A 25,545-nucleotide genomic window follows, 5' to 3' on the forward strand; every position below is an offset into this window, starting at 1 on the left:
TGTTCGAAATACCGTACGACGTCCGGGAAGTCGACCAGAACATAGGTACGCGAGGGTGACGCGTCAATGCCTGTGGCGTGATTGCCCCTACGGGGCGCTGACGTTCGTGGTGAGCAGGCGGAGCAAGTGCTTGGCCGTGGCGTCCTGTTCGGGGGTCAGGGCCATCGCGTCGCCCATGGCGAGGGGGACCGCGTTCGCCCGGTCCTGGAGCCGCGTCCCGGCCTCGGTGAGGTGCAGGGCGACGGAACGCTCGTCCTCCGCCCTGCGTTCGCGCCGCAGCAGCCCGTTCGCCTCCAGGCGCTTGAGGAGCGGTGACAGGGTGCTGGACTCAAGCTGGAGAGCGGTACCCAGGTCGCGTACGGATATCGAGTCCTGCTCCCACAGCGCGAGCATCACCAGGTACTGCGGATAGGTCAGTCCCAGCTCGTCCAGCAGGGGGCGATAGCGGGCGGTGACCGCCCGGGAGGCCGCGTAGAGGGCGAAGCAGAGCTGGTCCTCCAGCAGGAGAGAGCCCTCCCGTGGCGACACGGGTGCATCCTTCTGCGTCGATTCGGCTCCGGCGGTGCTCACGGCGTACCTCCGTACTCGGTGATCTACTTCGATCCACCTGTGATCTACACCCTATCGCCGACCCCGGCGTCGAGTCTCCCCGATCATATCGCCCCCTTATAAGTTGTGCACGACTAAGTCGTGAGCTACTGTTTTTGGAGAGTTCCCGTCCCCGGCGAAGCCCACGAGAAGCGTGCCCACGCCACCAGATCCGAGGAGATCGTCATGACCGAAACGACCGGTGTCCGCCCCGTCCTGGAGCCCGCCGCCGCGGCCTTCGCCGAGGCGACCGCCAACCCGCCCTACCTGTTCGACCTCGGCCCGGTCGAAGGCCGCAAGGCCGTCGACGAGGTCCAGTCGGGCGAGATCGCCAAGCCGGCCGTCGACGAGGAGTGGATCACCGTCCCCGGCGGCCCCACCGGAGAGGTCCGCACCCGGATCGTCCGCCCCGCCGGAGCGACCGGCACCCTGCCGGTGATCATCTACATCCACGGCGCCGGCTGGGTCTTCGGCAACGCCCACACCCACGACCGCCTGGTGCGCGAACTCGCCGTCGGTGCCGGGGCCGCGGTCGTCTTCCCCGAGTACGACCTCTCGCCCGAGGCCCGCTACCCCGTCGCCATCGAGCAGAACTACACCGTCGCCCAGTGGGTCGCCACCACCGGCGCCGACCACGGGCTCGACGCCTCCCGCACCGCGGTGGTGGGCGACTCCGTCGGCGGCAACATGGCCGCTGCCCTGACCCTCATGGCCAAGGAGCGCGGCGACGTCACGCTCGTCCAGCAGGTGCTGTTCTACCCGGTCACCGACGCCTCCTTCGACACGGGCTCCTACCACCAGTTCGCCGAGGGCTACTTCCTGCGACGTGACGGCATGCAGTGGTTCTGGGACCAGTACACGACCGACGAGAAGCAGCGCGCCGAGATCACGGCCTCCCCGCTGCGCGCCACCACCGAGCAGCTCACCGGACTGCCGCCGGCCCTGGTCGTCACCGGCGAGGCCGACGTCCTGCGCGACGAGGGCGAGGCCTACGCCAACAAGCTGCGCGAGGCCGGCGTGCCGGTCACCGCGGTCCGCTACCAGGGCATCATCCACGACTTCGTGATGCTGAACGCCCTGCGCGAGACCCACGCCGCCGAGGCCGCCATCAGCCAGGCGATCACCGTGCTCAAGGGTGCCCTGGCCACCGGCTGACCGTCCCGGCCACCGGACACGGCCCGGCCCTCCTCCTCCCGTACCACGCACGCGGGAGGGGGAGGGCCGGGCCGGTCGTGGTTACGGGGCAGCCCGGCCGGACGGGCATCGGGGGAGCGCGGGCTGTGTACGGTCCGTTTGTTCGGGTAGGGCCGACGTGCACGACCACTGTCCTGGCCGGAGTCGACCGGGAGAACCGAAGGAGAAGTGCGTGTGACCACTCCCGTGCCGGATCGCCCGCAGCGCGCCGGCCACCCGCCGGACACGCTCGCCGATCAGGTCCTCGACGCGGTGGAGAGTCTGGTGACGCTGTGGTTCGCGGCGACCGCGGACGCCCCGCCCCGTCTGCCCACCCGCCAACTGCTCGCGCTGCAGACGGTCCGAAGACTGCCGGAACTCAATCTCACCGCCCTGGCCGAGCACCTGGGTATAGCGCTGCCCACCGCGAGCCGGCTGTGCGGCCGCCTCGAAGCAGCCGGACTGCTCCAGCGGACCGTCCAGCCGCACAACCGCCGTGAGGTGCAGCTCGTGGTCACTCCCCAGGGGCGGCGGCTCCTGGCCGATGTCACCGAGCACCGCTCCCTGGGCCTCACCGGCGTGTTCGCGGTGATGACACCGGGGGAGCGGGCCTCCCTGCAACAGGGCCTGCACGCCTTCCACCGGGCCCACGCCCTCGTACGCCCGCAGCCGCCACAGCTCGGTTGAGACAGCTCAGCTCGGTTGAGACAGCTCAGAAAGACAGCTTGGTGGGGGTCCTCGCAGGCTCCACCGCCCGGCTGTGGAGATGGCACAGCAGAAGACACACGTCGTCGTCCCGCTCGGAATCGCTCAGCAGCGGATGCAGCAGACTGTCGGCCGAGGCGTCCAGGTCGGCGTCGAGGTCCGCGGAACGGAAGGTACCGAGCGCCGCGGCGAGCCGCTCGATGCCCGGGTCTATGCCCTGAGCGCGGCGTTCGACCAGGCCGTCCGTGTAGAGCGCCAGGGTCGAACCGGGCGTGAGGGTCACGGTGTGGTCCTGGATCACCTGCTGCAGCGGGATGCCGAGCATCGCACCGGGCTTGGCGTCGAGCGTGTGCACCTGCCCGTCGGGGGTGCGCAGCACGGGCGGTGGATGGCCCGCCGCGGCCCAGGTGAGCGTCGGGTCGTCGGGGTGGAAGCGGGCGATGACGGCGGTGGCGTACAGATCGGGCTGCAGGTGGTGCAGGAAGATGTGCAGCCGGGTGAGGAGCTGGCCCGGGGTGCCGCCGTCGACGGCGTACGCGCGCAGCGCGGTGCGCAGTTGGCTCATCATGACGGCGGCGTGCAGGCCGTGCCCGGTCACGTCGCCGATGACGGTGATGAGGCTGCCGTCGGGCTGACGGAAGGCGTCGTACCAGTCGCCGCCGATGTTCAGACCGTGGGTGGCCGGCAGATAGCGCGCGGCCAGACGCAGGCCCGGGGAGGCGGGCAGGTCCGTCAGCAGGGCCCGCTGCAGGGTCTCGGCGATGTCCCGGTTGTGCTCGAAGCGCCGGGCGTTGTCGATCGCCACACCGGCCCGGCGGGTGAGTTCGATCAGCATGACGACGTCGTCGGCGTCCCACCGGGCGCCCGGCGGCGAGAGGATCAGGACCCCCTGCGGGGACCGCCGGGTCCCCAGCGGAATGCACAGCAGGGGCGCCGAGGGGCGCGGCGCCGAGGAGGGATGGTCGTCGACACCGGGGAGGCCGCCGGGACGGTCGGCCGCGTACTGCGGGCGCCCGGTGCGGGCCGCGACCACGGCGGCGGCCGGACGCGGCGCGTTCACACGGTCTTCGTCGTCCCCGTCGAAGAGCCATACGTCGACACTGCCGGCGTACTCCGGAACCAACAGGCTCTGCAGTCGGCGGACGACCTCGTCGTGGTTGAGCGACGCCGTCAGTACCGCGCTGGCGTCGGCCAGGAACGTCAGTCTGCGGCGGGCCGTCTCCGCTTCGCTGCGCGCCTTCCGTTCGGCGGCCAGGAGGTCGCGCTGGGCCCGGCCGGCCGCGTCCAGCTCGGCGTGCAGGGCCAGTACGCCGTGATTGGTCTGATCCAGTTCCTCCCGATGGAAGGTGACCAGGTCCTCCTGCTCGCCGAGTCTCTCCAGCACCAGGGCCGTGTCCTCGTCGGCGTCCAGCAGTGCCTCGGCCAGCGTTCCGTGCTCGTCCGCCACGGGCCCGGAATCCGCCGCGGCCGCGCCCACGGCGCAGGGGACCGTCATGTGCCACGGCGGCCGTCCCTCGGCGTCCGCGCCGTCGCACGAGGTCACGACGGCCCGCAGCAGACCGTCCTCGGGCGGTTCCGTGGCCGCTTCCAGATCGAGTCGCCAGGTGCCGCCCTGCGCGAGGCACTGCCGCAGCTGTGCGCCGAGTGAGACCGTCAGACGGGTCCGCTCCATGTCGGGCACCCCGTGCGCGGCGGCCAGGCGTGCCGTGTCGACACGGGCCCGTGCGGCGTCGGGGACGGTGGAGATGTGCCAGGTACGAATCATGGTGTGCGGTCCGACGGGGTGGGGGCCGGTGCGGCGACGGTGATGGCGTCCCCTACGGGCCGGGCGGAGCTGCTCGCGTCGCACGCCGTCATGGCGGCGATCACGCCTTGCCTTGGTCGAATGTTGTCAAACAACAACTGTTGTACGCGACTGTGCTCCGCCGTCCCCCGATGGCGGAGTGTGCGTCAGGCTCAGGCGGAGTCGCTGCGCTGCCGCTTGTCCACGAGCGCGAGCGAGTCCTCGACGCTGTCGGACACGGGCACGGTGATGCTCACACCGGTGAGGTCGAGGATCCGTCGCACCGGCGGCGTCGGCGAGATGATGTGCACGCTCCCGTCGAGCTCCCGCGTCTGCTGGTACGCCCTGATGATGATGTTCATCCCGGACGAGTCCATGAAGGGAACGGCCGAGAGGTCCAGCAGGAAGTGACGACGACCGTGCTGGAACTGGTTCGCCAGATGGTGCTGGAGTCCCGTCGCGGTGTCGATGTCCAGATGTCCCTCGACCGTGAGCAGCACGACGTCCTCGCGAGGCAGGGAAACCTCCACGGACAGCGGGTTCTGGGCTATGGACACAAGTACCTCCCACAAAGTCATAACAGTCTGGGGCTGCTACCCCCGTACGCGCATTCGATGCCGTCGCCGACGGCACGCGCGACGTGATCAAGCTCTCGTCGGCGTTCTTCCGCGGTACGCGCGGGCAGTGGCCTCATCAGCGGGTCTGTGTCTCTCGTCGCACATGCCTGGTCTCTCGTCGCACATGCCCGCGCGTCTACCCCCGCTTCGCCCCCGCATGCGGACCTTTTTGTTCATGGTCGGTGAAGGGCGACCGGCCGGCGAAGCGCTACGACACGCGGATGCCCACGATGCAGGTGTCGTCGTCGGTGTCCGACCTGCTGTACGTGAGGAGCCGGTCCAACTGCTGGTCGAGCGTGCACGGCGCCGTTCGGACCGTGGTGAGCAGTTGGGTCATGGACTCCTCCATCGTGCGGTCCCGCCGCTCGATCAGGCCGTCCGTGTACATCAGCAGCGTGTCGCCGGCCGCCAACTGCACCTCGTCCTCGGCGTACGTCACATCGGGCACGGCGCCCAGCAGCAGGCCCTTGAGGAGGGGCAGGGACACCGCCTCCGCGTCCCGCACCAGTACGGGAGGCAGATGACCCGCCCTGGCCCAGCGCAACGTACGGCCGGCCGGGTCGTAGATGCCGCAGACCGCAGTGGCGGTGATGGAGCCCGTCAGATGGTGCGCCACGCTGTTGAGCCAGGTCAGCAGCTGGCCGGGGCCGGCCCCCGTCACCGCGAGCCCGCGCAGGGCGTTGCGCAGCACGACCATGCTCGTCGCGGCCTCTATGCCGTGCCCGGCCACGTCACCCACGCACAGGAGCACCAGACCGGACGGCAGCACGACCGCGTCGTACCAGTCGCCGCCCACGAGCTGTTCGGTCTCGGCGGGCCGGTAGCGGACGGCCACGTCGAGCCGGGGAGCCCGCAGCGGTGCCTGGGTCGGGGGCATGATGGCGTGCTGCAACTGCAGTGTCAGCCGGTTGCGTTCGGCCGCCTGCTGCTCGGAGTGCGCGAGCTGGTCACGCGTGGCGGCCAGCGCGACCTCCGTCCAGTGCTGGGCCGAGATGTCCTGATAGGCCCCCCGCAGGACGAACGGCCGGCCGTCGGCGTCGAGCACCGGTTCCGCCACCACGCGGATGTGGCGGGTCACCTCGTCGGGGCGCTGGAGCCGGAAGGCCGCGGCCGCCGGACGCCGGTGGTGGAGCAGGGTGCGCAGGAAACGGCCGATGGCGACGCCGTCGTCCGGGTGGGCGTGCAGGGCCAGCTCCTCCAGCGGCACGGGACCGCTGGACGGTGATCTGCCGTACAGGCTGAAGAGCTGGCCGTTCCAGGTGATCTCGCCCGTCAGCAGGTTCTCCTCGAAGCCGCCGATGCGCCCCAGGCGCTGGGCGTGCTGGAGCAGGCTCGCCAGCCGTGCCGTCTCGTCCTCGACACGCCAGATGAGGAGGATGCTGTTGCCGTGGCGGCTGATGCTGATGTCGGCCACGGACGCCAGCGCCACCTGGTCGACGAGAGCCGTGAGGTTCATGCGCTGGGCGCGGAACGGCTCCCCGGTGGCGTAGACGCGCTCCACCCGCTGGAAGAGTTCGCTCTCCCCGGCGGCCATCGGGTAGGCCTCAAGCAGCAGGGCGCCGTTGACGAGGCCGCGCGGCCGCCCGGCCGGATCCAGGAAACGGCTGTTGACGTGATGGATGTGGAAGTCGACGAGATGCCCGTCGTCGAGGTACGGGACGAGGACCAGCGCGGGATCGTGCAGCCCGTCGGCCAGATCCACCAGCTCGGCGGCGTCCGGCAGGACACGGGGTCCACTGACGGTGTCGCCGCCGTGCACGAACGCGTAGGTCTCCAGCGTGTGGGCGCACAGTTCCGCCAGCGCCTCGACCTGGCGGATCACCTGGGGCGACTGCGGTTCCAGGGGAGTGGGCCAGACGACTTCGAGGACTCCGTGGACCCGCCCGCCGGTGCCGGCGGGCAGAGCGGCTCTTCCCCCGTCGGGGAAGTGGTGCTGGCCGATGGAGGGGAGACCGGTCTCCGCCAGGGAGCCGATCCACTGCCCCGTGCGCTCGGAGAGACTCGTACGGGCCACCGTCACCACCCCGGGGGGCACATAGCGCCAGCGCCCGGCCTCCGCGGGGGAGAACCCGGCGCTGCCCGCGAGCGTCAGCGAACCGTCGGTCCCCGCGGTCCAGATGGCCACGGCGACCGCGCCGAGCGGGGTCAGCGCGTGATGGAAGAGGGAGTCGGCGACGGCCTGTGTGTCGGGGGCCGCCAGCGCACCGCTCTCGGCCTCCCGCAGCCGTACCGCGGCGGAGCGCTCCCTCTCCCGGCGATCCGCGGCTGTGCCCTCGTCGCCCTTCGCGCCGGCCAGGAAGGCGCCGGCGACGTCCGACAGGCGGTCGCGGGCGGACTGGTTGATGACGTCGACGGCGAGTTCGAGCGGTGTCACCTTCGCCTGCTCGGCCAGCTCGGCGAGCTGGCGGGCGGCCTGGGCCGGACCGCATCCCAGCCGCTCGACCAGGATGCCCTTGGCGAGTTCGATCAGGGCGCGCCCGTCGGCCTCGGCCTGGGCGGCCCGCACCTCACGGCGCAACCGCTCCACCGTCGCGGCCAGCTTGCCCACGGGGTAGTCGGTGGTGAGGGCGGTCTGCTCGTCGACCGGTACGTCCAGGGCGTCGTTGCCGGTCTCGTCGGCCGGATCAGGGTGTTCTTCTGGGAGGCTCACGATGCCTTTGCTCCTCGGCGGGGATGCCCATGGGGGCGGGTCGCGGGGACCTGCGCCCGGCCGGTGCTCGCACACGGCCGGGCGCGGTCGCTCACGCGGGCAGCCAGCGGCGGACGCAGGCGATGAGGTCCTCGGTGTCGACCGGCTTGGTGACGTAGTCACTGGCCCCGGAAGCGAGCGACTTCTCCCGGTCGCCGGGCATCGCCTTCGCCGTGACGGCGATGATGGGAAGCCCCGCGTACCGGGTCATCTTGCGGATCTCGGCCGTGGCGGCGTACCCGTCCATCTCCGGCATCATCACGTCCATCAGGACGAGGGCGATGTCGGGGTGGTTGACCAGCGTCTCGATGCCCTTGCGGCCGTTGTCCGCGTGCAGGACGTGGAACCCCTGCAGTTCCAGGATCCCGCTCAGCGCGAAGAGGTTGCGCGCGTCGTCGTCGACCACCAGGACCGTACGGCCGACGAAGGCGTCCTCGACGGCCCGGGGCGAACTGGACTGCGGCTCCTCCACGCGGGCCAGGGACGGCACGTCCCCCAGTTCCTCGGCCGACAGGTGCAGGGCGATGCGCTCACGCAGTTCGTCGAGACTGGACAGGAACTCCAGGGCACGGGTGCCGGAGCGGGCCTGGAGTTCCTGCTCCTGCGCCAGGTCCGCGCGGTGGCCGCTGTGGACGAGCACCGGAACGTTCGCGAGCGCGGAGTCGCCCTGCATCGCGTCCAGGAAGCGGGGCGCCTCGCCGCCGGGCATGCCGAGTTCGAGAACGACGCAGTGGCAGGGGCCCGCGGCCAGTGCGCTCGCCGCCTCGTGCGCTCCGGAAGCGGTGATGACGTCGACCGTGCCGCGCGGGTCACCGGCGTCCTGGCCCCGGGTGACGTCCGACACCGCGCTCTCCGCGACCAGGGTCAGCAGTCCGCGCTGCCGCTCCTCGACGACGAGCAGCCTGCGCCGCCGGCGTTTGGCGGGGCCGACCTGACCCGGGACCGGAGCGTTCGCCGCCGGTTCCCGCGAGGCGGACGCGTCCGGCGCGGGTTCCAGCGCGCGGTCGCCGATCACCAGGTTCTCGAAGTCGGGGCGCGCCACGGGCAGGAACAGTGTGAACGTGCTGCCCTGGCCCGGCGTGCTGTCCACGGTGACGGCACCGCCGAGCAGATGGGCGATCTCGCGCGTGATGGACAGGCCGAGGCCGGTGCCACCGTATTTGCGGCTCGTGGTGCCGTCCGCCTGCTGGAACGCGCCGAAGATCGTCTCCAGGTGCTGCTCGGGGATTCCGATCCCGGTGTCCTGCACACGGAAGGCGACGATGGTGCCGCCGCGGAACACCCCGCTGGGCACCTCGTGGTCGGCCGCCGGTTCGATCCGCAGCTCCACGCCGCCCTGTTCGGTGAACTTCACCGCGTTGGACAGCAGGTTGCGCAGGACCTGGCGCAGCCGGGAGTCGTCGGTGAGCAGGTCGGCGGGCGCGCCGGGCGCGGTGCGTACGGTGAAGTCGAGGCTCTTCTGGGTCGTCATCGGCCGGAAGGTCGCCTCGACGTACTCCAGGAGCTGGCGCAGCGGCACGACCTCGGGGCTGACGTCCATCTTCCCGGCCTCGACCTTCGACAGGTCGAGGATGTCGTTGATCAGCTGCAGCAGGTCGGAGCCCGCCGAGTGGATGATGCCCGCGTACTCGACCTGCTTCGGCGTGAGGTTGCGGGACGGGTTCTGTGCCAGCAGCTGGGCCAGGATCAGCAGGCTGTTCAGGGGCGTCCGCAGTTCGTGGCTCATGTTCGCCAGGAACTCCGACTTGTACTTGGAGGCCAGCGACAGCTGCTGCGCCCGGGTCTCCAACTCCTGGCGCGCCTGCTCGATCTGCAGGTTCTTCGCCTCGATGTCGCTGTTCTGCGCGGCCAGCAGGGAGGCCTTGTCCTCCAGCTCCTCGTTGGAGCGCTGCAGCTCGTCCTGCTGGACCTGCAACTCCTCGGAGCGGGCCTGCAGTTCGGCGGTCAGCCGCTGGGACTCGTCGAGCAGCTCATCGGTACGGGCGTTGGCCACGATGGTGTTGACGTTGACGCCGATGGTCTCCATCAGCTGTCCCAGGAAGTCCAGGTGGATCTGGGTGAAGCGGGTGACCGAGGCCAGCTCGATGACTCCGAGTACCTGGTCCTCGACCATGATGGGCAGCACCACCAGGGCGGTCGGCACCGTCCGGCCGAGTCCCGAGGAGATGGACACGTAGTTCGGCGGCAGCTCGTCGACGGTGATGGCGCGCCGGCTGCGCGCGGCCTGGCCGACCAGGGAGCGGCCGAAGGGGATGCGGTCGGGCCGATCGTCCTCGTCGGGATATCCGTACGAGCCGACGAGCCGCAGTTCACTGCCGCTGCCGGTCTCCTCCGCGAGGTAGAAGGCCCCGTACTGGGCGGAGGCGAGGGGCGCGAGTTCGTCCATGATGAGCTCGGCCACCACAGACAGGTCCCGGTGGCCCTGCATGAGGCCGGAGGCCCGTGCGAGGTTGGTCTTGAGCCAGTCCTGCTCCTGGTTGGCCCGCGTGGTCTCGCGCAGGGACTCCACCATGGAGTTGATGTTGTCCTTGAGCTCGGCGACCTCGCCCGAGGCCTCGACGGTGATCGAGCGGGTCAGGTCGCCCTCGGCGACGGCGCTGGTGACCTCGGCGATCGCCCGCACCTGCCGTGTCAGGTTGCCCGCGAGTTCGTTGACGTTCTCCGTCAGACGCTTCCAGGTGCCGGAGACACCCTCCACCTCGGCCTGGCCGCCGAGCCGTCCCTCGCTGCCGACCTCGCGGGCCACGCGGGTGACCTCCGCGGCGAAGGCGGACAGCTGGTCGACCATCGTGTTGATGGTGGTCTTGAGTTCGAGGATCTCGCCGCGGGCGTCGACGTCGATCTTCTTGGACAGGTCGCCCTTGGCCACCGCCGTCGTCACCAGGGCGATGTTGCGCACCTGGCCGGTGAGGTTGTTGGCCATCGAGTTGACGTTGTCGGTGAGATCCTTCCAGGTGCCCGCCACGTTCGGCACCTGGGCCTGGCCGCCGAGGCGTCCCTCGGTGCCGACCTCGCGGGCCACGCGGGTGACCTCGTCGGCGAAGGCGGACAGCGTGTCGACCATCGTGTTGATGACGTCCGCCAGGGCGGCGACCTCGCCCTTGGCCTCGACGGTGATCTTCTGGCTGAGGTCGCCGCGGGCCACGGCCGTGGCGACCTGGGCGATGGAGCGGACCTGGCCCGTCAGGTTCGACGCCATCACGTTGACGTTGTCGGTGAGGTCCTTCCAGGTTCCCGACACCCCGCGGACGGTGGCCTGCCCGCCCAGGTTGCCCGCGGTGCCCACCTCGCGGGCCACCCGGGTCACCTCGTCGGCGAAGGCGGACAACTGGTCCACCATCGTGTTGAGGGTCTCCTTCAGGGCGAGGATCTCGCCGCGGGCGTCCACGGTGATCTTCTGCGACAGGTCGCCCCTCGCCACCGCGGTCGCCACCTGGGCGACGTTGCGGACCTGCGCGGTGAGGTTGCCCGCCATGAAGTTCACCGAGTCGGTGAGGTCGCGCCAGGTGCCCTTGACGCCCTTGACGTCCGCCTGGCCGCCGAGGCGGCCCTCGGTACCGACCTCGCGCGCGACGCGGGTGACCTCGTCGGCGAAGGCGGAGAGCTGGTCGACCATGATGTTGATGGTGTTCTTGAGTTCGAGGATCTCGCCGCGGGCGTCCACGGTGATCTTCTGCGACAGGTCGCCCCTGGCCACCGCGGTCGTCACCTGGGCGACGTTGCGGACCTGCGCGGTGAGGTTGCCCGCCATCAGGTTGACCGAGTCGGTGAGGTCGCGCCAGACACCGCCGACGCCGGGCACCTGGGCCTGACCGCCGAGCCGTCCCTCGCTGCCGACCTCACGGGCGACGCGGGTGACCTCGTCGGCGAAGGCGGACAGCTGGTCGACCATCGTGTTGACGGTCTCCTTGAGCTGGAGGATCTCGCCCCGTGCAGGCACGTCGATCTTCTGTGACAGATCGCCCTTGGCCACCGCGGTCGCCACCTGCGCGATGTCACGCACCTGGGTGGTGAGGTTGCCCGACATGGCGTTGACCGAGTCGGTGAGATCGGCCCAGGTCCCGGAGACGCCCGGTACCTCGGCCTGGCCGCCGAGGGTGCCTTCGGTGCCTACCTCACGCGCGACGCGGGTGACTTCGGACGTGAACACGGACAACTGGTCGACCATGCCGTTGAAGACGGTGGCGATGTCGCCCAGGAGGCCGTCCCCGTCGTCCGGCAGACGGGTGCCGAAGTCGCCGTCCCGTACGGCCGTGAGGCCGGCCAGCAGCTGTCGAAGCTCCTGGTCGCCCGGCGTGCGGTCGACTGTGTCGGTCGTCTGGCTGGTCATGCGCACCCTCGTTCCATGCCTCTTAGGTCCCTGTGCAAGAGGGACTCGGAACTACAGGCCCACTGCCGGACCACATCCTCGTCGGACATCCTGTTGCACGGGGCCGCCCGAGGAGGAAATACGCCGCAGGCTAACCCGTAAGTGAGGTTGTGAACAAAGTGTGGTGTCAAAACCGCCAAGCCGAGGACAAGGCGAGGCCGAGCGGGGGACGAGCCGGGGCCGGAGGGGTGTCCGGGAGGCGTGGGACGCACTGTCATGAGGGTGACGCGGCGCCCTGATCCGACGCATCGGCGGGCGGACCGGCGGCCCCCCACCACCGGCCGGCCCGCGACCGGCGGACCCCATGACCGAGCCCGCCGTCACGGTCCGGCGAGCGGGGGCTCGTGGGGACCGCGACGGCGGGCTCGGTCACCGGCGGGGGGATGCCGGTCAGGGGGGGGCTTGGGGGCGTCAGGCCACCGAGGGGTCGAGCAGGCCGGCGCGGAGCCGCTTGATGATGCGGCTGATCAGGCGCGACACATGCATCTGGGAGATACCGAGCAGTTCGCCGATCTCGGCCTGGGTGCGCTCCTCGACGAACCGCAGGTGGATGATGCGGCGCTCACGCTCGTCGAGCTCGGCGACCAGGGGCGCCAGCGAGTGCAGGTCCTCCACGAGTTCGAGCGACCGGTCGTCCTCGCCGATGAAGTCGGCCAGGACGGACTCGCCGTTCGAGCCGTTGTCGGAGGTCAGGGCCGCGTCGAGCGAGGAGGAGTTGTAGCAGTTCGCCGCCTTGCGGGCCTCGATGACCTCGGCCTCGGGCAGCGACATGAGGTGGGACAGCTCGGCGGTCGTAGGGGCACGTCCCAGCCGGGTCCGCAGTTCCTCCGTGGCCTTCGCCAGCTCGACCCGGGCCTCCTGCAGACGCCGCGGCACATGGACGGCCCAGCTCGTGTCACGGAAGAAGCGCTTGATCTCGCCGACGATGTAGGGAACGGCGAAGGAGGTGAACTCCACCTCGCGCGACAGCTCGAACCGGTCGATGGCCTTGATCAGCCCGATGGTGCCGACCTGGACGATGTCCTCCATCGAGTCGCCCCGGCCGCGGAACCGGGAGGCCGCGTACCGGACGAGGGAGAGGTTCATCTCGATCAGGGTGTTGCGGGCGTACTGGTATTCGTGGGTGCCTTCCTCCAGCACGGCCAGACGGTCGAAGAACTGCCGCGACAGCTCCCGGGCGTCCTTGGGCCTGACGCGCGACGGGTCCTCGATGAGAGGGAGTTCCGTCTCGTCCGTCGTCCGAATCCCCTGCGCCGTGGCCGTTGCCCCGCCCGCCGTCACGGCTGCCATGCCGTCCACCCCACTCACCGTCGCTGTTGATGACACACGCCGTCTGCCCTGCTTCACGCGGGTCATGCCACCTCTTCGTGAAAGAGATCAGGACCACTGAGGATCTGGCCGGAAGTCGACGCTCCGACGTGGCCGACCCTCATGGAGAACGCTCGCACGAGCCTACGCCCACGGTGCGCACGGGCGGGCCGTGCGCCGTTTCCCGCGCGGGGCGGCCCGGGGCGGCACCGGGGCGGCATCGTCACTGGCCGTCGATTTCGAGACGCGGTGTTTTCTCTCCGGAAGCAAGGGCAAGCGGAATTTCGTGCTTCGGACCGGAGGCACGCCCGCAGGAACGGTTCAGCCGGCTGCGGTGACCCTCCGGCGTCCCCGGAAGTCATCGTCCCTGCGGCATCCCCTCGCACGCCACTTGTTCAGGAGCGAATCCGCATGAGCATCGACTTGTCGATAAACAGCCCGGAGGAGTCCGTACCTGCCGAGGCCCGGTCCATGTCCCCCGTGACGACAGCCGCGTCGGGTTCCTCGCCCCGGACCGCCACAGCGAGGCACCCGCACGACGACGCTCCTGACTCGGCGACCGACTTCGCCCGGTTGGCCGCCCTGGAGGAGGGGCCCGAGCGGGACGCGGTCCGTGACGAGTTGGTGAAGGCGTGGCTTCCCATGGCCCACCGCATCGCCGGCCGGTTCCGCGACCGGGGCGAGAACATCGAGGACCTGCGCCAGGTCGCGGCCGTCGGCCTGGTGAAGGCGATCGACCGGTTCGACCCCTCCCGCGGGGCCTTCGAGAGCTACGCGGTGCCCACCATCACCGGCGAGGTGAAGCGGCACTTCCGGGACCGCATGTGGGCATTGAGGGTGCCCCGCCGGGTTCAGGAGCTGCGCAACAAGGTGCGCGTCGCCCGGCGCGACCTCGCGATGAACCCCGGTGCCCCCGAGCCGACGGCAGCCGAGATCGCGGCGCACGCCGGGCTGACGGAGGACGAGGTCAGCGCCGGGATGGAGGCGATGGAGAGCTTCAGCACCCTGTCCCTGGACGCCGAACTGTCGTCCGCCGACGACAACTACAGCCTCGCGGACACCCTGGGCGACCTCGACTCCTCCTACGACATGGTCGTCGACCGCGAGGCGGCGAAGGAAGGACTCCGCCGGCTGCCGGAACGCGAGCGGAACATCCTGTACATGCGCTTCTTCGAGGACATGACGCAGAACCGCATAGCCGACCAGCTCGGCATCTCCCAGATGCACGTCTCACGGCTCATCAGCCGCAGCTGCGCACGGGTCAGGGACGAGGCGCTGGGCGCGCAGGCCCGCGCCGGTCGCGGGGAGGCCGACGGCAGGACGGGGGCCGCGTGACGCCGCCCCACCCGGCACTCCCGAACCCGCGGCGGACCCACGATCAAGTGATCAAGGAGTGAACCGGATGCTGATGCCCCATCCCGCGACCCTGCGCAAGCTCGTGGGGGAGTACGAGGCACTCGTCGCGCACCGGACCGGGAGCGGCACGGTGAAGGCGAACCAGCGGGCGCAGGACCTCGCCTACACCCTCTGCGTGTCGACGGGCACCCGTGACGTGAACCTGGCGCTGAAGAAGGCGCGCGGCCACATCGCCGCCGCTCAGGAGCCCGTGACGCCGACGCCCCTGCGACCCACCGGCCCCACGGCCGCCGAGGCCCTCGACGCGGGCGAGGCCGTCGCATAGCGCGTTTCCGGGCCGGCCGCACGCCGGTACGGCCGGCCCGCCGCGCGCACGGGGAACACCGGAGTGATGAGGGCACGCCCGTGCGACGACGTAGGGTGGGCCCCGGGGTGAGACCGATGGACCTGAGGGACAGCACGGACAGCTCGTCGGCGATGCCGCCGTCGGACGACGGCGAACCGACGCGGGCCGTCCGGCGGGCAGCACGCCCGGCGCACGCCGCCCACCCCGTCCGGACCTCGCGGCGGGAGCGCCGGAAGGGCCGGGCCGTACTGCCCCCGACAGGAGCGCCGACGTGACGACGACGGCCACCGAGCCGACAACCGGCGCCCCCTTCGTGCACCCCGCGCTCTTCTACCGTGACGACCAGGATTACCTGGCGGGCACCGTTCCCTTCATACGGGAAGGTCTGGCGGTCTCGGAGCCCGTGGCGGTGGCCGCTCCCGCCGCCCGGCTCGAACTGATCACGGCGGCACTGGGCCCGGCGGCGGAAGCCGTGCACCTCGTCGACATGACCCTGGCCGGCCGCAACCCCGGCCGCATCATCCCCTCGGTCCTGCGAGCTTTCGCGGACGCCAGGGCGGGCGTCCGCGTCCGCATCATCGGAGAGCCGATCTGGCCCGGCCGCACCGCCGTGGAGTACCCCGCCTGCGTCCAGCACGAGGCCCTCATCAACGAGGCGTTCTGCGGCCGGGAAGTGACCATCCTGTGCCCGTACGACGCCCGGTCCCTGCCGGAGGACGTGCTCGCCGACGCCCACGCCACCCACCCGGTCCTCATCACCGGGGGACGCGAGTGGGCCAGCGAGACGTACGACCCCGAAGAGGTGCTCGCGCGCTGCAACGAACCGCTGTCCCCTCTGCCCGGCGCGGCGACATTCCGCTACGACGCGAAAGCGCTGCCCGCCGCCCGTGACTTCGCACTCGCTCAGGCGGGGGAGCGGGGGATGAGCGCGGTCCGTCTGCAGGATCTCGCCCTGGTCGTCGCCGAGTTGACCACGAACAGCGTGGTGCACGCGGGTGGCACCGGGACGCTGTGCCTGTGGGCGGAGAACGAGCAGATCGTCTGCCAGGTACAGGACTTCGGCCGACTGGCCGACCCCCTCGCGGGCCGTCGCCCCGCGCATCCCGGCCAGATCGGCGGTCGTGGCCTCCTGCTCGTGCACTACCTCTCGGATCTGGTGCGCCTGCACACCGACGACGCCGGCACGACGATCCGCAGTTACGTCGCACGCGTCTGAAGCACGCGAAAGCATCGACAGCGCGCGAAGGGGCCCGGATCCGAAACGGATCCGGGCCCCTTCGCGTCACCGGCCCCGCTATCGGGCCCCGTCCTCGTGGGCCGAGCGCGCGGCCTGCTTCTCGGTGTGGGCGCCCGCCGTGGCGAGGTCACCACCGGAGCTTTCGAGGTGCGCGCGCACGAACCACTGGAACTGTTCGAGGGAGCGCAGCTGCCCGATGAGGAGGTCCTCCGTCACCGGGTCGAACTTGCCGACCTCCGCCAGCGCCGCCCGATGGCTCTCGACGATGCCCGTGTAGACCAGGTCGAGGGCGCCGAGATGGGCGATCGCGTCCGCGCGCCCGACGTCGTAGTCGTCCCAGGTCCGCTCGGCGACCAGGGCACCGGGTGTTCCCATGGGCACCCCGCCCAGCGCCGAGACGCGCTCGGCGGTGTCGTCGGCCATGGCCCGGACCCGGTCGACCTGCGGGTCGAGCATTTCGTGAATGGCGATGAAATGCGGGCCGACCACATTCCAGTGAATGTGTTTCAGTGTGAGCGAGAGGTCATTGAGTGCGTGCAGCCGCAGGCGGAGCAGTTCGATAACCTTCCCGCCGTCCTGGACGCTGAGTCCGGGAACGGTGTACTTGGGCTCGGTTCGAGACGGCGTCATTCCTCGTTCCTCCCTGTGAATCCGTTGTGCGAGGTGGCGGGCGCGATGGCCGGTGCCCGACGGCTCATGGCCCTCCTACCAGCGGTACCAGCGGCCACGGCGGCCACCGGATGCAGTCGGACGCACGACGAAGCCGAGGAGCCAGACGACCAGCACGATGACTGCGATCCACCACAGTGCCTTGAGTGCGAAACCCGCACCGAAAAGAAGAAGGGCGAGCAGAAGAACAAGAATGATGGGAACCATTGAAATCAACCTCCAGCACTTCTGATTCCCTGCTTCCCTGGCGGTACGCCTGCTTTTTTCGGAGGCGGCACGCTTTTCCTGTGCGGGCCTCCGCGTGGACCTTTGCGGACCCCTGTGGTGGACGGCCCGCGCGGGCTCGATGACGCCGCTGCGGGGAAACCGTTGGGAGTGCGGTCCGGGCGGCAGGGTATTGGCTGCCCGAGGAGGACGGCGGGCGGTGCACACCGGCCGCGGTGCTCCGTTCACCACTCGACCACGGGAAGGAAGCAGCGACGTGACCACCGACAGAATCTGGTCGTACGCACCGGCCAGCGGATACGCGGAGGGACTGCTGCTCACGGGGTTCACGGTCGCCGCGGCCGACGGGACCATCGGGCATGTGGACCGGCAGGTGGACGAATCCGGGATGCGGCATCTGATCGTCGACACCGGTGGCTGGGTGTTCGGCAGGAGCGTTCTCATACCCGTGGGCGTGGTCACCTCCATCGACCCGGAAGCCCGGGAGATCAAGGTGGCGTGCACCGAGGACGAGATCAAGGCCGCGCCGCGCTTCAGGACCGACCGCGAGACGCTGGACCCCGACTATCTCGCCGGAGTCGGCCACTACTACCGGAGCCTGCCCCCACGGCGGACGGCCACGACCTGAGCCGGCGCGACGCGTCCGCCGCAATGGATGGGGATTCAGTGGGAAGGCGGATCCTCATGGGGCGCGGAGCGAGGAGACAGCGATGATGCCGATCACGACCGCGCAGCCACTCGTCCCCGCGACGAGGCGCAGGTGATGGCGATGCCGGGGACGGTGACCGGTCCGTGAAGCCGCTCGACGGCTCCGGGCCGGCGCCGGGCATCGAAGAACCGGAGTGCAGGGACACGACGCATATGGACCGAACCGATACGACCGCCATCGCGTCCGTCACGACCGCGGCGGCGGCGCCGGCCCCCGTCACGACCGCGGCGATGGCCCGCGCGTACGCACGGCGTGTGGTGCTCGAACAGTGGAACGACGCCGACCGCACAGCGACGGAGGCGGCCCTCATCGATCTCTCGCTGGTCGTCTCGGAGCTGGCCGCGAACGCCGTCCGGCACGGGGGAGGACTGGCCGGATTCGAGGTGACGCCCACGCCTCAGGGAGTGCGGCTGGCCGTGCACGACAACAGTGACGTCGTCCCCGCCGCCGCCTTCGGCCCGGGAAGCCTGCCGTCCAAGCACCACGGCAACGGCTACGGCTGGCCGGTCATCATCCGGCTGGCGCGTGACATCGCCGTGGACCCGCGGCCGGGAGGCGGCAAGACCGTCAGCGTGCTGGTGCCGCTCCTCTGACGGACCGCGCCGGCACGCCGACGGCCTCGGACGATTCCGTCCGAGGCCGTCCCGGAGCGGTGGCTCCTGCCGGGCGGTGGTCCTCACCAGGGCAGGAACACATGGATGTCCTTGCCCTTGTCGGTCACCACCACGCTCACCTGGTCGCACAGGGTGTGGATCAGATGCCACCCGACACCCCCGTCACCCCGGCCGGGATGGAACGGGCGCGGCGCGGGCGGTGTGGTGCTGGTGTCGTGCATGGTCACGTGCACGCCGTCGAACGTACGCCGCAGACGCAGCTCGAACGGACCCGGCGCGTACTGCACCACATTGGCCGCCAGCTCCGTGACGACCAGCAGGATGTCGTCCCAGTGCTCGGGTGCGGCCGGTGGCGAAGTGCGCGTCAGGGCAAGGAGGAACTCCTCGGCGGCGAGTCGTGCACCCGTCACATTGGGCAGCTCGCCGGGGAAGGTGGTCGTCCGGGTGTACATCTCCTCAGAAGGCAGTTTGTCGTCCCAACGCGGCTCGGTCGCCATTGCGCCTTCCCCAGCCCACTCCCCACAGGGCTGTGCTGATCCTTTGCTTCCACCGCTGCTGCTTCCCGACGGCGAGGGCCTTACTCGCCCGGGTCCGGTGGGGATGGTAGGTGAACCGGAACGCAGTGGTCTCTGGTGATTCCCGTGTGATCGGCGAGTACCACGATCGGACCGACTCATGGGTGCTTGTCCGCGGCTGGTTCCCACGTCTGTTTCGGCCGGGCCGGGGCATACGGAGGTCTGGGACGGGAGCCGCTCCCGTCCCACAACCGGAAAGAGGCGAATCCGTGCTCGGCATAGCAGCTGCAGTCCTGTTCTTCATCGCGTTTCTGATCAACGCCGCGGACATCTCGACCAACGACACTTTCACATCGACGAACGTGATGCTCATCGGTCTGACGGTGCTGGCGCTGCACGTCGCCGGTGTGGGCACCGGGTGGGGAAGCAGGAGCCGCAGGCGGTGAGGTGCGAGACACCGCCACGGCTCGCACACAGCACGAGAACGGACCGCATGGTGACTTCCTGTCGCCGTGCGGTCCGCGCGTCGTGGCCGGCCTGAACGGTCATACCCAGGTGTCGAACCACATCCTGGAATGCCAGTCGGAGTACGGGATCGTCGCGCCCGAGTAGATCGGGAAGAAGTAGACGAAGTTCCAGACGATCAGCAGCACCACGGCGCCCACGGCGACCGTCCCCACCGTCCGGCGTCTGCCGCCCACCCCCGGTGGCCCCACCAGCGCGCCCGCCGCCATCGCGACCGCCAGGCACAGATACGGCACGAAGACGACCGCGTAGAAGGCGAAGACCGTACGGTCCTGGTACTGGAACCACGGCAGATAACCCGCGGCCACCGCGCACAGCACGGCCCCCGCCCGCCAGTCGCGGCGCATGGCCCATCTGAAGAGCAGATACAGCAGCGCCGGACACGCGGACCACCACAGCAGCGGTGTGCCCAGCGCGAGGACGGCCTCGGAACAGCCCGAGGCCGTGCGGCAGCCGTCCTGGACGAAGTCCGTCTCGTAGGAGTACACCACCGGACGTCCCTGTACCAACCAGCTCCAGGGATTCGACTCGTACGGGTGCGGGGAGCTCAGACCCACGTTGAAGTCGTAGACCCGGCTCTCGTAGTGCCACAGGCCGCGCAGGGCGGCCGGGATCCACGACCACGGGCCCCCGCGGTCCTCGGCCCAGTGCCGGCCGTAGCCTCCGTCGGACAGGAACCAGCCGGTCCAGGTGGCGAGATAGCCGGCCACGGCCACCGGTACCACGGAGAGCACCGACCAGCCGCCGTCCTTGCGCAGAACGGCGAGGTAGGGCCGATGGGCCCCGGCGACGCGTCGTGAGCCGACATCCCACAGCAGGGTCATGACCATGAAGAACGCCAGAAAGAAAAGGCCGTTCCACTTGCAGGCGGCCGCCAGGCCGAGGAAGAGACCGGCCGCGACACGCCACGGCCGTACGCCCATGCCGACCCGCTCGCCCGTGTGCGCGTCGGGGCCCGCGAAGCCGTCCTCGTCCACGGGCAGACCTGCCGCGAGACGGGCCCGCGCCCGGTCCCGGTCGATGAGCAGGGCCCCGAACGCCGCCAGCACGAAGAACATGACGACGAGGTCGAGCAGCGCCATGCGGCTCATCACGAAGTGCAGGCCGTCCAGGGCCATCAGCAGTCCGGCCAGGCAGCCCAGCGTCGTCGAACGGAACAGCCTGCGGCCGATGCGGCACAGCATCAGCACCGACAGGGTGCCGAGCAACGCCACCATGAACCGCCAGCCGAACGGGTCGAGGCCGAACATCCACTCGCCGACGGCGATCACCCACTTGCCCAGCGGCGGATGCGCGACGAAGGCCCCGGCGTCCGAGAGCGGGATCACCTGCGGGTCCGCGAGGACCTGCGGGTCGGCGACCTTGCGGTCCGGCCAGGTCCCCTCATGGCCGAGCCGGAGCAGCGACCACGCGTCCTTGGCGTAGTACGTCTCGTCGAAGACGAGGCCCCTGGGCCGGCCCAGATGCCAGAAGCGGATCGCCCCCGCCAGGGCGGCCACCAGGAGCGGGCCGAGCCAGCCCGTCGCCCTGGCGAGCCGGTGTGCCGCCACCGGGCCGAGACCGAGCGCTTCCCCGAAGCGGGTTCCGGGAACGGCGGAACCAGCAGATCCCGGGTGTCGGTGCGCGGGAGCGCCACGAACCCGAAGCGGCGCAACCGCTCCGCCCAGGCACCGGACTCCGTCTTCACGGTCTCTGTCCGCGCGTCGGCGTCGGAGCCGGCTGCGACGCCCGGCTCCGACGCGGTGTCACTGGTCACCCGATCATCGTAAGGAACGGGATCACGCGCTAGGCCGCCGGGTTGCCCACCTCCGTGACCTTCCAGCGCTGGTTGGCACCGGAGTTGGGGGTCCACAGCGTCACGGGCGCGCCCTCGTTCGTGGCCTGGCCGCCGACTTCGAGGAGCCGTCCGGTCGCCGCGTTGACGAGGGTCCAGGTGCCGTCACCGGTCGACGACATGATCCACTGGGTGGCCCTGTCGCGCGGGCCGGTGTCGGCCTCAAGGACCGGGGCGCCGTCCCGGACGGCCAGCCGCTTGCCCTCCACGGGGTTGCTGAACACGTACCGCTGCCGGTTGCCGGTGTCGCCGGAGATCTGGCGCAGCTTCCACTGCTGTCCCGCGGCGTCGGCCGTCGCGCTCCTGATGACGAGGCCCGTGCCGTTGTCGGCGACAGTGAGGGCCTTGCCGCTCTGGACACCCGTCAGCTCGTAGGAGTGGCCCTTGCGCAGTTCGGCGGCGTCCTTCGCGACGCCCGAGACGCCCTTGACGAGGAAGGAGGTCACGGACTGGGCGGGCACGGTGAAGGTGGCCCCTCGGTCGTCGACCTTGACGGCGTCGCGGCGTTCCAGCTTGCCGTCGGCGCTGGTCACGACGGGGGTGACGGTGGCATTGCGGCCGACCTTGCCGAACTTGGACAGGTCGACCGTGACCGTACGGGCCTCGGTGGTGCTGTTGACGTGGACGACCGTCGCCCGGTCGCCCTTCTTGGAGACGGCGGCGGCGCTGGACGTGTCGTCCGTCTTTATCAGCCGGTCACCGGGCTTGATGTAGTGCGTGAAGTTGCGGGCCGTGTCGAACTTCGTGTTCGTGTGGATCGGGCACGACGTGAGGGTGTCCTTCGAGGTGCAGCTGAACGAGAGCTGGATGCTGCCCCAGTTGCCGCCCTTGGCGGACTCGCCGCCCGGCTTCATGTTGTCGTAGTCCTCGACGGGCTGCCAGAACACCCAGGCCTTGGGCTCCAGTTCACGCAGGTCGTCGACGATGCGCTGGGCGAGGCCGAGTCCCGGCCGCATGTCCGTGAAGCTCTGCCCGTCGCCCCAGTCGCCCTCGACCTCGCTCTGCCACAGCGGCTTGTCGGCCGCCTTGGCCAGATCCCGTACGGTGGTGCGCTGGCCGGTGCCGTAGGTGTGGACGTTCAGCCGGCCGACCAGGTCCCGCACTTCCTGCGGGTAGGTGTTCCAGTTCTGCGCGAAGATGGACGGGTTGGTCTCGTCCATCGCCGAGATCTCCGCCTCGGCCTTCGCCTTCTTCAGCGCCGGGGCCAGGGCGGCGATCACCTTCTGCTGGAGCTCGGGGCCGATGTGCGCCCCTTCCTGACGGCCGCCGACGGGCTCGCCGTCGGCGCCCAGGCGGGTGCTCCAGTAGTTGGTGTTGGGCTCGTTGAACGGGTCGACGGTGTCGACCTCGATGCCCTCGGCCTCCTCAAGGCGCTTGGTCGCGCCCGCCAGATAGGCGGCGAAGTCGTCCACGGACTCGGTTTTGAGCTGGTCCTCGGTGGCGTTGAACCCGCCCGACACGTAGCCGCTCTTCGTCATGAACCACGGCGGGGAGTTGCTGAAGGTCTCCCAGTGGTCGATGTCGTCCTTGATCCGGTCGACCCACCAGCGCTGGGTGGCGTCGGCGTCCTCGTTCCAGTCGGCCGGGTCGTCGGCGCTCCACCAGTCGGTGTCCTCGCGGGTGGTACCGGCCGGCGCCTTCCACCAGCCCTCCACCGCACCACCGGCCCGCAGATAGTCCTTGACGTCCGGGGCGTTGCCACCGCCGATGTTGTACCGGGCGATGTTCAGCGCGAGCCCGTCGTCCCCGAAGAGGAGCTTCGCGAGCTTCTCGCGTATCTCCTTCGGATAGCCGCCGGTCACGTTGGCGAACCAGACCAGGCTGGTGCCCCAGCCCTCGAACTTCTGCTGTTCGTACGAGGGGTCGGGCCGGACGGTGACCGACGGGGTGTCCGCCGCCGGGGCCTGCGCGGTGGACGGGGGCGCCATGGTCAGGGCGGCCCCGGTGGCCAGTGCGGTGAGTCCGGCGGCTCCGAGGAGACGTCTGCTGCGGGTACGGCGTGCCATCGTGTGCTCCCAACTGAGGTGTGGTCGCTGCGCGGTGGATCTCGAAGGTGCGGGGGAGGTGCGGGGAGGGCGGAGCGTGTGCGGTCAGGCGGTGCGCTGGTGCAGTACGGCGACGCCCCGGGGACCGAGGACGAGACCGCCCTCGGAGTCGGTGCCGGTGCCGGCTTCTGTGCCGCCGACGAGGACCTCTCCGGCGAGACCGGTCAGGGTCACTTCCTCGTCGGTCCGGTTGACGAGGAACAGGAAGCGGCCGTCGGGTCCGCGGCGCACGGTCTGCTCGACCGATCCCCGTGCGTCGGCGGGCAGTTCGCTCTCGACGCCCGCCGGGCCGAGCAGCGCGGGCAGCAGCCCGGCGAGCCCTTCGGCGCCGAGCCGGGTGGAGACGTACGCGGCCGAGCCCTGGCCCACGGCACGGCGGGTGACGGCGGGCCGCCCGGCGTACGCGCCGCTGTGGTAGTGGGCCAGCACGTCCACCGCGGGGTCGGTGACGTCGATCCGGTCGGTCCACAGGGTGCCCGTGGCGCCGCCGTCCAGCTCGACGGAGTCACCGTCGAGCAGCGGCCCGAACTCCTCGACGCGGATACCGAGCAGTTCACGCAGGGCGCCCGGATGACCGCCGAGCCAGATGTGGTCGTTCTCGTCGACGACGCCCGAGAAGTACGTGGTGACGAGGTGGCCGCCGGCCTCCGCGTACCGCGTGAGCTCCTTGGCGAGCGGCGCCGGGACCACGTGCAGCACCGGGGTGATCAGGACGTCGTACCGGTCGAGGTCGGTCGTGGTGGTCACGACGTCGGCGCGGATGCCGAGCCTGTGCAGCGCCGCGTACCAGTCCAGGGCCTCCTGGCGGTAGTCGAGGAGGGCGGAGGGGTGCGAGTCCTGCTCGCTCGCCCACCAGGACTCCCAGTCGTAGACGATGCCGACGCGGGCGGGCTCGCGCTCGGAGCCCGCCACCGGTGCCAGCGCCTTGAGTGTCTGTCCCAGTTCGACGACCGCGCGGAAGACCTCGCTGTCGGCACCGGCGTGCGGCACCATCGCGGAGTGGTACTTCTCGGCGCCGGCGGCCGACTGGCGCCACTGGAAGAAGCACACGGCGTCGGCGCCGTGCGCGACATGCAGCAGCGAGTCGCGGGCGAGGTCACCCGGCCGCTTGGCCACGTTGACGGGCTGCCAGTTGACCGCGCTGGTGGAGTGCTCCATCAGGAACCAGGGCTGCCCGCCCGCTATCCCGCTGGTGAGGTTGGCGGAGAAGGACAGCTCGTCGCGGTCCTGCGGGCCCGGGTGGACGTAGTGGTCGTTGGAGACGAAGTCGATCTCGCCCGCCCAGTCGGGGTAGTTCATGCCCTTGGTGTTGCCCATCACCATGAAGTTGGTGGTGACCGGCACACCCGGCGTGATCTCCCGCAGCACGTCCCGCTCCGCGACCAGGTACTCCTTCAGCGCGTCGGAGGAGAAGCGCTTGAAGTCGAGCTGCTGGGTGGGATTGGGGTGGGACCCGGCCAGCCGGGGCGGCAGGATCTGGCCCCAGTCGCTGTAGCGCTGCGACCAGAAGGCCGTTCCCCAGGCGTGGTTGAGGGCGTCGAGGGTGGTGTAGCGGGCGCGCAGCCAGCTACGGAAGGCGTGGGCCGCGTCGTCCGAGTAGTCGTAGACGTTGTGGCAGCCCAGCTCGTTCGAGACATGCCAGGCCACCAGCGCCGGGTGGTTCGCGTACCGCTCGGCCATCCTGCGTACCAGGCGCAGCGCGTGGTCGCGGAAGACGGGCGAGGTGGGCCGCCAGTGCTGGCGCGCCCCCGGCCACACCGTCTCACCGGAGGCGGTCACCGGCAGGATCTCCGGGTGTGCCGTGGTGAGCCAGGGCGGCGGGGACGCGGTGGCGGTGGCCAGGTCGACGCCGATGCCGTTCGCGTGCAGCAGGTCCATGACCTCGTCGAGCCAGGCGAAGTCCCACTGGTCCAGGTCCGGCTGGATACGGGCCCAGGAGAAGATCCCCACGGAGACCAGGTTGACGCCGGCCTCACGCATCAGCCGGACGTCCTCCTCCCACACCTCGCGAGGCCACTGCTCGGGGTTGTAGTCGGCGCCGTACGCGAGACGCGGGGTGCGGTCACCGTCCGGCCCGTCCAGCTGGGACAGGAGGGTGGAGATCATCGTGGTCCTTCCGGGGTTTCACGGGGTCCTGCCGTGGCGTGTTGGGGGGGGGGGGGTGGGTGTGGCGGGGCGGGGGGGGGGGGGGGGGGGTTTGGGCGGGGGGTGTGGCGGGGGTGTGGGGGGGGGCGGGCG

General features: G+C 70.4%; 19 protein-coding genes and 1 pseudogene. 8 read left to right on the plus strand and 12 right to left on the minus strand.

Annotated features, from left to right (window positions below; translation table 11 throughout):
- Positions 1-87: 87 nt before the first annotated feature.
- Positions 88-528 (minus strand): MarR family winged helix-turn-helix transcriptional regulator, encoded by a 441-nt coding sequence (locus ACIOKD_RS38445; protein ID WP_402092879.1) that lies wholly within the window; start codon positions 526-528, stop codon positions 88-90.
- Positions 529-774: 246 nt separating this feature from the next.
- Here ACIOKD_RS38445 and ACIOKD_RS38450 point away from each other — a divergent pair, with 246 nt between their 5' ends.
- Entirely contained in the window at positions 775-1,743 is a 969-nt protein-coding gene (locus tag ACIOKD_RS38450; RefSeq protein WP_402092880.1) for an alpha/beta hydrolase, read from the plus strand.
- Positions 1,744-1,956: 213 nt separating this feature from the next.
- Positions 1,957-2,448, plus strand: a complete 492-nt coding sequence (locus ACIOKD_RS38455) for a MarR family winged helix-turn-helix transcriptional regulator (RefSeq protein ID WP_402092882.1) — start codon at positions 1,957-1,959, stop codon at positions 2,446-2,448.
- A 25-nt stretch (positions 2,449-2,473) separates the two neighbouring features.
- Here the strand turns inward: ACIOKD_RS38455 and ACIOKD_RS38460 are convergent, their stop codons facing one another.
- The 5 genes from ACIOKD_RS38460 to ACIOKD_RS38480 form a co-directional block, all read right to left on the minus strand.
- Complete coding sequence (locus tag ACIOKD_RS38460) at positions 2,474-4,231, minus strand: PP2C family protein-serine/threonine phosphatase (RefSeq protein ID WP_402092883.1); 1,758 nt, start codon at positions 4,229-4,231, stop codon at positions 2,474-2,476.
- Positions 4,232-4,422: 191 nt separating this feature from the next.
- A complete protein-coding gene (locus tag ACIOKD_RS38465; protein WP_402092885.1) occupies positions 4,423-4,806 on the minus strand; it encodes an STAS domain-containing protein in 384 nt (127 codons plus the stop codon).
- Between the two features lie 268 nt (positions 4,807-5,074).
- Positions 5,075-7,462 carry a SpoIIE family protein phosphatase gene (locus ACIOKD_RS38470; protein WP_402092958.1) on the minus strand — a complete coding sequence of 796 codons (2,388 nt, stop codon included), beginning with the start codon at positions 7,460-7,462 and terminating at the stop codon, positions 5,075-5,077.
- 145 nt (positions 7,463-7,607) lie between these two features.
- Entirely contained in the window at positions 7,608-11,885 is a 4,278-nt protein-coding gene (locus ACIOKD_RS38475; RefSeq protein WP_402092886.1) for a HAMP domain-containing protein, read from the minus strand.
- Positions 11,886-12,335: 450 nt separating this feature from the next.
- Positions 12,336-13,214 carry an RNA polymerase sigma factor SigF gene (locus ACIOKD_RS38480; RefSeq protein ID WP_402092889.1) on the minus strand — a complete coding sequence of 293 codons (879 nt, stop codon included), beginning with the start codon at positions 13,212-13,214 and terminating at the stop codon, positions 12,336-12,338.
- 489 nt (positions 13,215-13,703) lie between these two features.
- Between ACIOKD_RS38480 and ACIOKD_RS38485 the strand changes: the two genes are divergently transcribed.
- The 3 genes from ACIOKD_RS38485 to ACIOKD_RS38495 all read left to right on the plus strand — a co-directional run bounded on the left by ACIOKD_RS38485 (position 13,704) and on the right by ACIOKD_RS38495 (position 16,150).
- Positions 13,704-14,567, plus strand: coding sequence for a SigB/SigF/SigG family RNA polymerase sigma factor (locus ACIOKD_RS38485; RefSeq protein WP_402092960.1), 864 nt, complete (start codon positions 13,704-13,706; stop codon positions 14,565-14,567).
- A 67-nt stretch (positions 14,568-14,634) separates the two neighbouring features.
- A complete protein-coding gene (locus tag ACIOKD_RS38490; RefSeq protein WP_402092891.1) occupies positions 14,635-14,913 on the plus strand; it encodes a DUF5133 domain-containing protein in 279 nt (92 codons plus the stop codon).
- Positions 14,914-15,205: 292 nt separating this feature from the next.
- Positions 15,206-16,150, plus strand: a complete 945-nt coding sequence (locus ACIOKD_RS38495; protein WP_402092892.1) for an anti-sigma factor RsbA family regulatory protein — start codon at positions 15,206-15,208, stop codon at positions 16,148-16,150.
- Positions 16,151-16,228: 78 nt separating this feature from the next.
- Here the strand turns inward: ACIOKD_RS38495 and ACIOKD_RS38500 are convergent, their stop codons facing one another.
- Both ACIOKD_RS38500 and ACIOKD_RS38505 read right to left on the minus strand, forming a co-directional pair.
- The gene (locus ACIOKD_RS38500; RefSeq protein WP_402092893.1) at positions 16,229-16,801 is read right to left on the minus strand and encodes a Dps family protein; all 573 of its coding nucleotides are present in this window, start codon (positions 16,799-16,801) and stop codon (positions 16,229-16,231) included.
- 75 nt (positions 16,802-16,876) lie between these two features.
- The gene (locus ACIOKD_RS38505; protein ID WP_107017343.1) at positions 16,877-17,047 is read right to left on the minus strand and encodes a hydrophobic protein; all 171 of its coding nucleotides are present in this window, start codon (positions 17,045-17,047) and stop codon (positions 16,877-16,879) included.
- Positions 17,048-17,321: 274 nt separating this feature from the next.
- Here ACIOKD_RS38505 and ACIOKD_RS38510 point away from each other — a divergent pair, with 274 nt between their 5' ends.
- Together ACIOKD_RS38510 and ACIOKD_RS38515 are read left to right on the plus strand one after the other, a co-directional pair.
- On the plus strand, positions 17,322-17,693 hold the full coding sequence (locus ACIOKD_RS38510) for a PRC-barrel domain containing protein (protein WP_402092895.1): 372 nt from the start codon (positions 17,322-17,324) through the stop codon (positions 17,691-17,693).
- Positions 17,694-17,926: 233 nt separating this feature from the next.
- Positions 17,927-18,367, plus strand: coding sequence for an ATP-binding protein (locus tag ACIOKD_RS38515; protein ID WP_402092896.1), 441 nt, complete (start codon positions 17,927-17,929; stop codon positions 18,365-18,367).
- An 83-nt stretch (positions 18,368-18,450) separates the two neighbouring features.
- Here the strand turns inward: ACIOKD_RS38515 and ACIOKD_RS38520 are convergent, their stop codons facing one another.
- A complete protein-coding gene (locus ACIOKD_RS38520; protein WP_402092897.1) occupies positions 18,451-18,885 on the minus strand; it encodes an ATP-binding protein in 435 nt (144 codons plus the stop codon).
- 287 nt (positions 18,886-19,172) lie between these two features.
- Between ACIOKD_RS38520 and ACIOKD_RS38525 the strand changes: the two genes are divergently transcribed.
- The gene (locus ACIOKD_RS38525) at positions 19,173-19,349 is read left to right on the plus strand and encodes a hypothetical protein (protein WP_189767463.1); all 177 of its coding nucleotides are present in this window, start codon (positions 19,173-19,175) and stop codon (positions 19,347-19,349) included.
- Between the two features lie 99 nt (positions 19,350-19,448).
- Here the strand turns inward: ACIOKD_RS38525 and ACIOKD_RS38530 are convergent.
- From ACIOKD_RS38530 to ACIOKD_RS38540, 3 genes and pseudogenes are all read right to left on the minus strand, one after another.
- Positions 19,449-21,115: pseudogene (locus ACIOKD_RS38530) on the minus strand (dolichyl-phosphate-mannose--protein mannosyltransferase).
- Positions 21,116-21,213: 98 nt separating this feature from the next.
- The gene (locus ACIOKD_RS38535; protein ID WP_402092899.1) at positions 21,214-23,268 is read right to left on the minus strand and encodes an RICIN domain-containing protein; all 2,055 of its coding nucleotides are present in this window, start codon (positions 23,266-23,268) and stop codon (positions 21,214-21,216) included.
- Between the two features lie 84 nt (positions 23,269-23,352).
- Positions 23,353-25,413 carry a beta-galactosidase gene (locus ACIOKD_RS38540; RefSeq protein ID WP_402092900.1) on the minus strand — a complete coding sequence of 687 codons (2,061 nt, stop codon included), beginning with the start codon at positions 25,411-25,413 and terminating at the stop codon, positions 23,353-23,355.
- Between the last annotated feature and the right edge of the window lie 132 nt (positions 25,414-25,545).

The organism is Streptomyces sp. NPDC087844 (assembly GCF_044742785.1).
Taxonomy (GTDB): domain Bacteria; phylum Actinomycetota; class Actinomycetes; order Streptomycetales; family Streptomycetaceae; genus Streptomyces.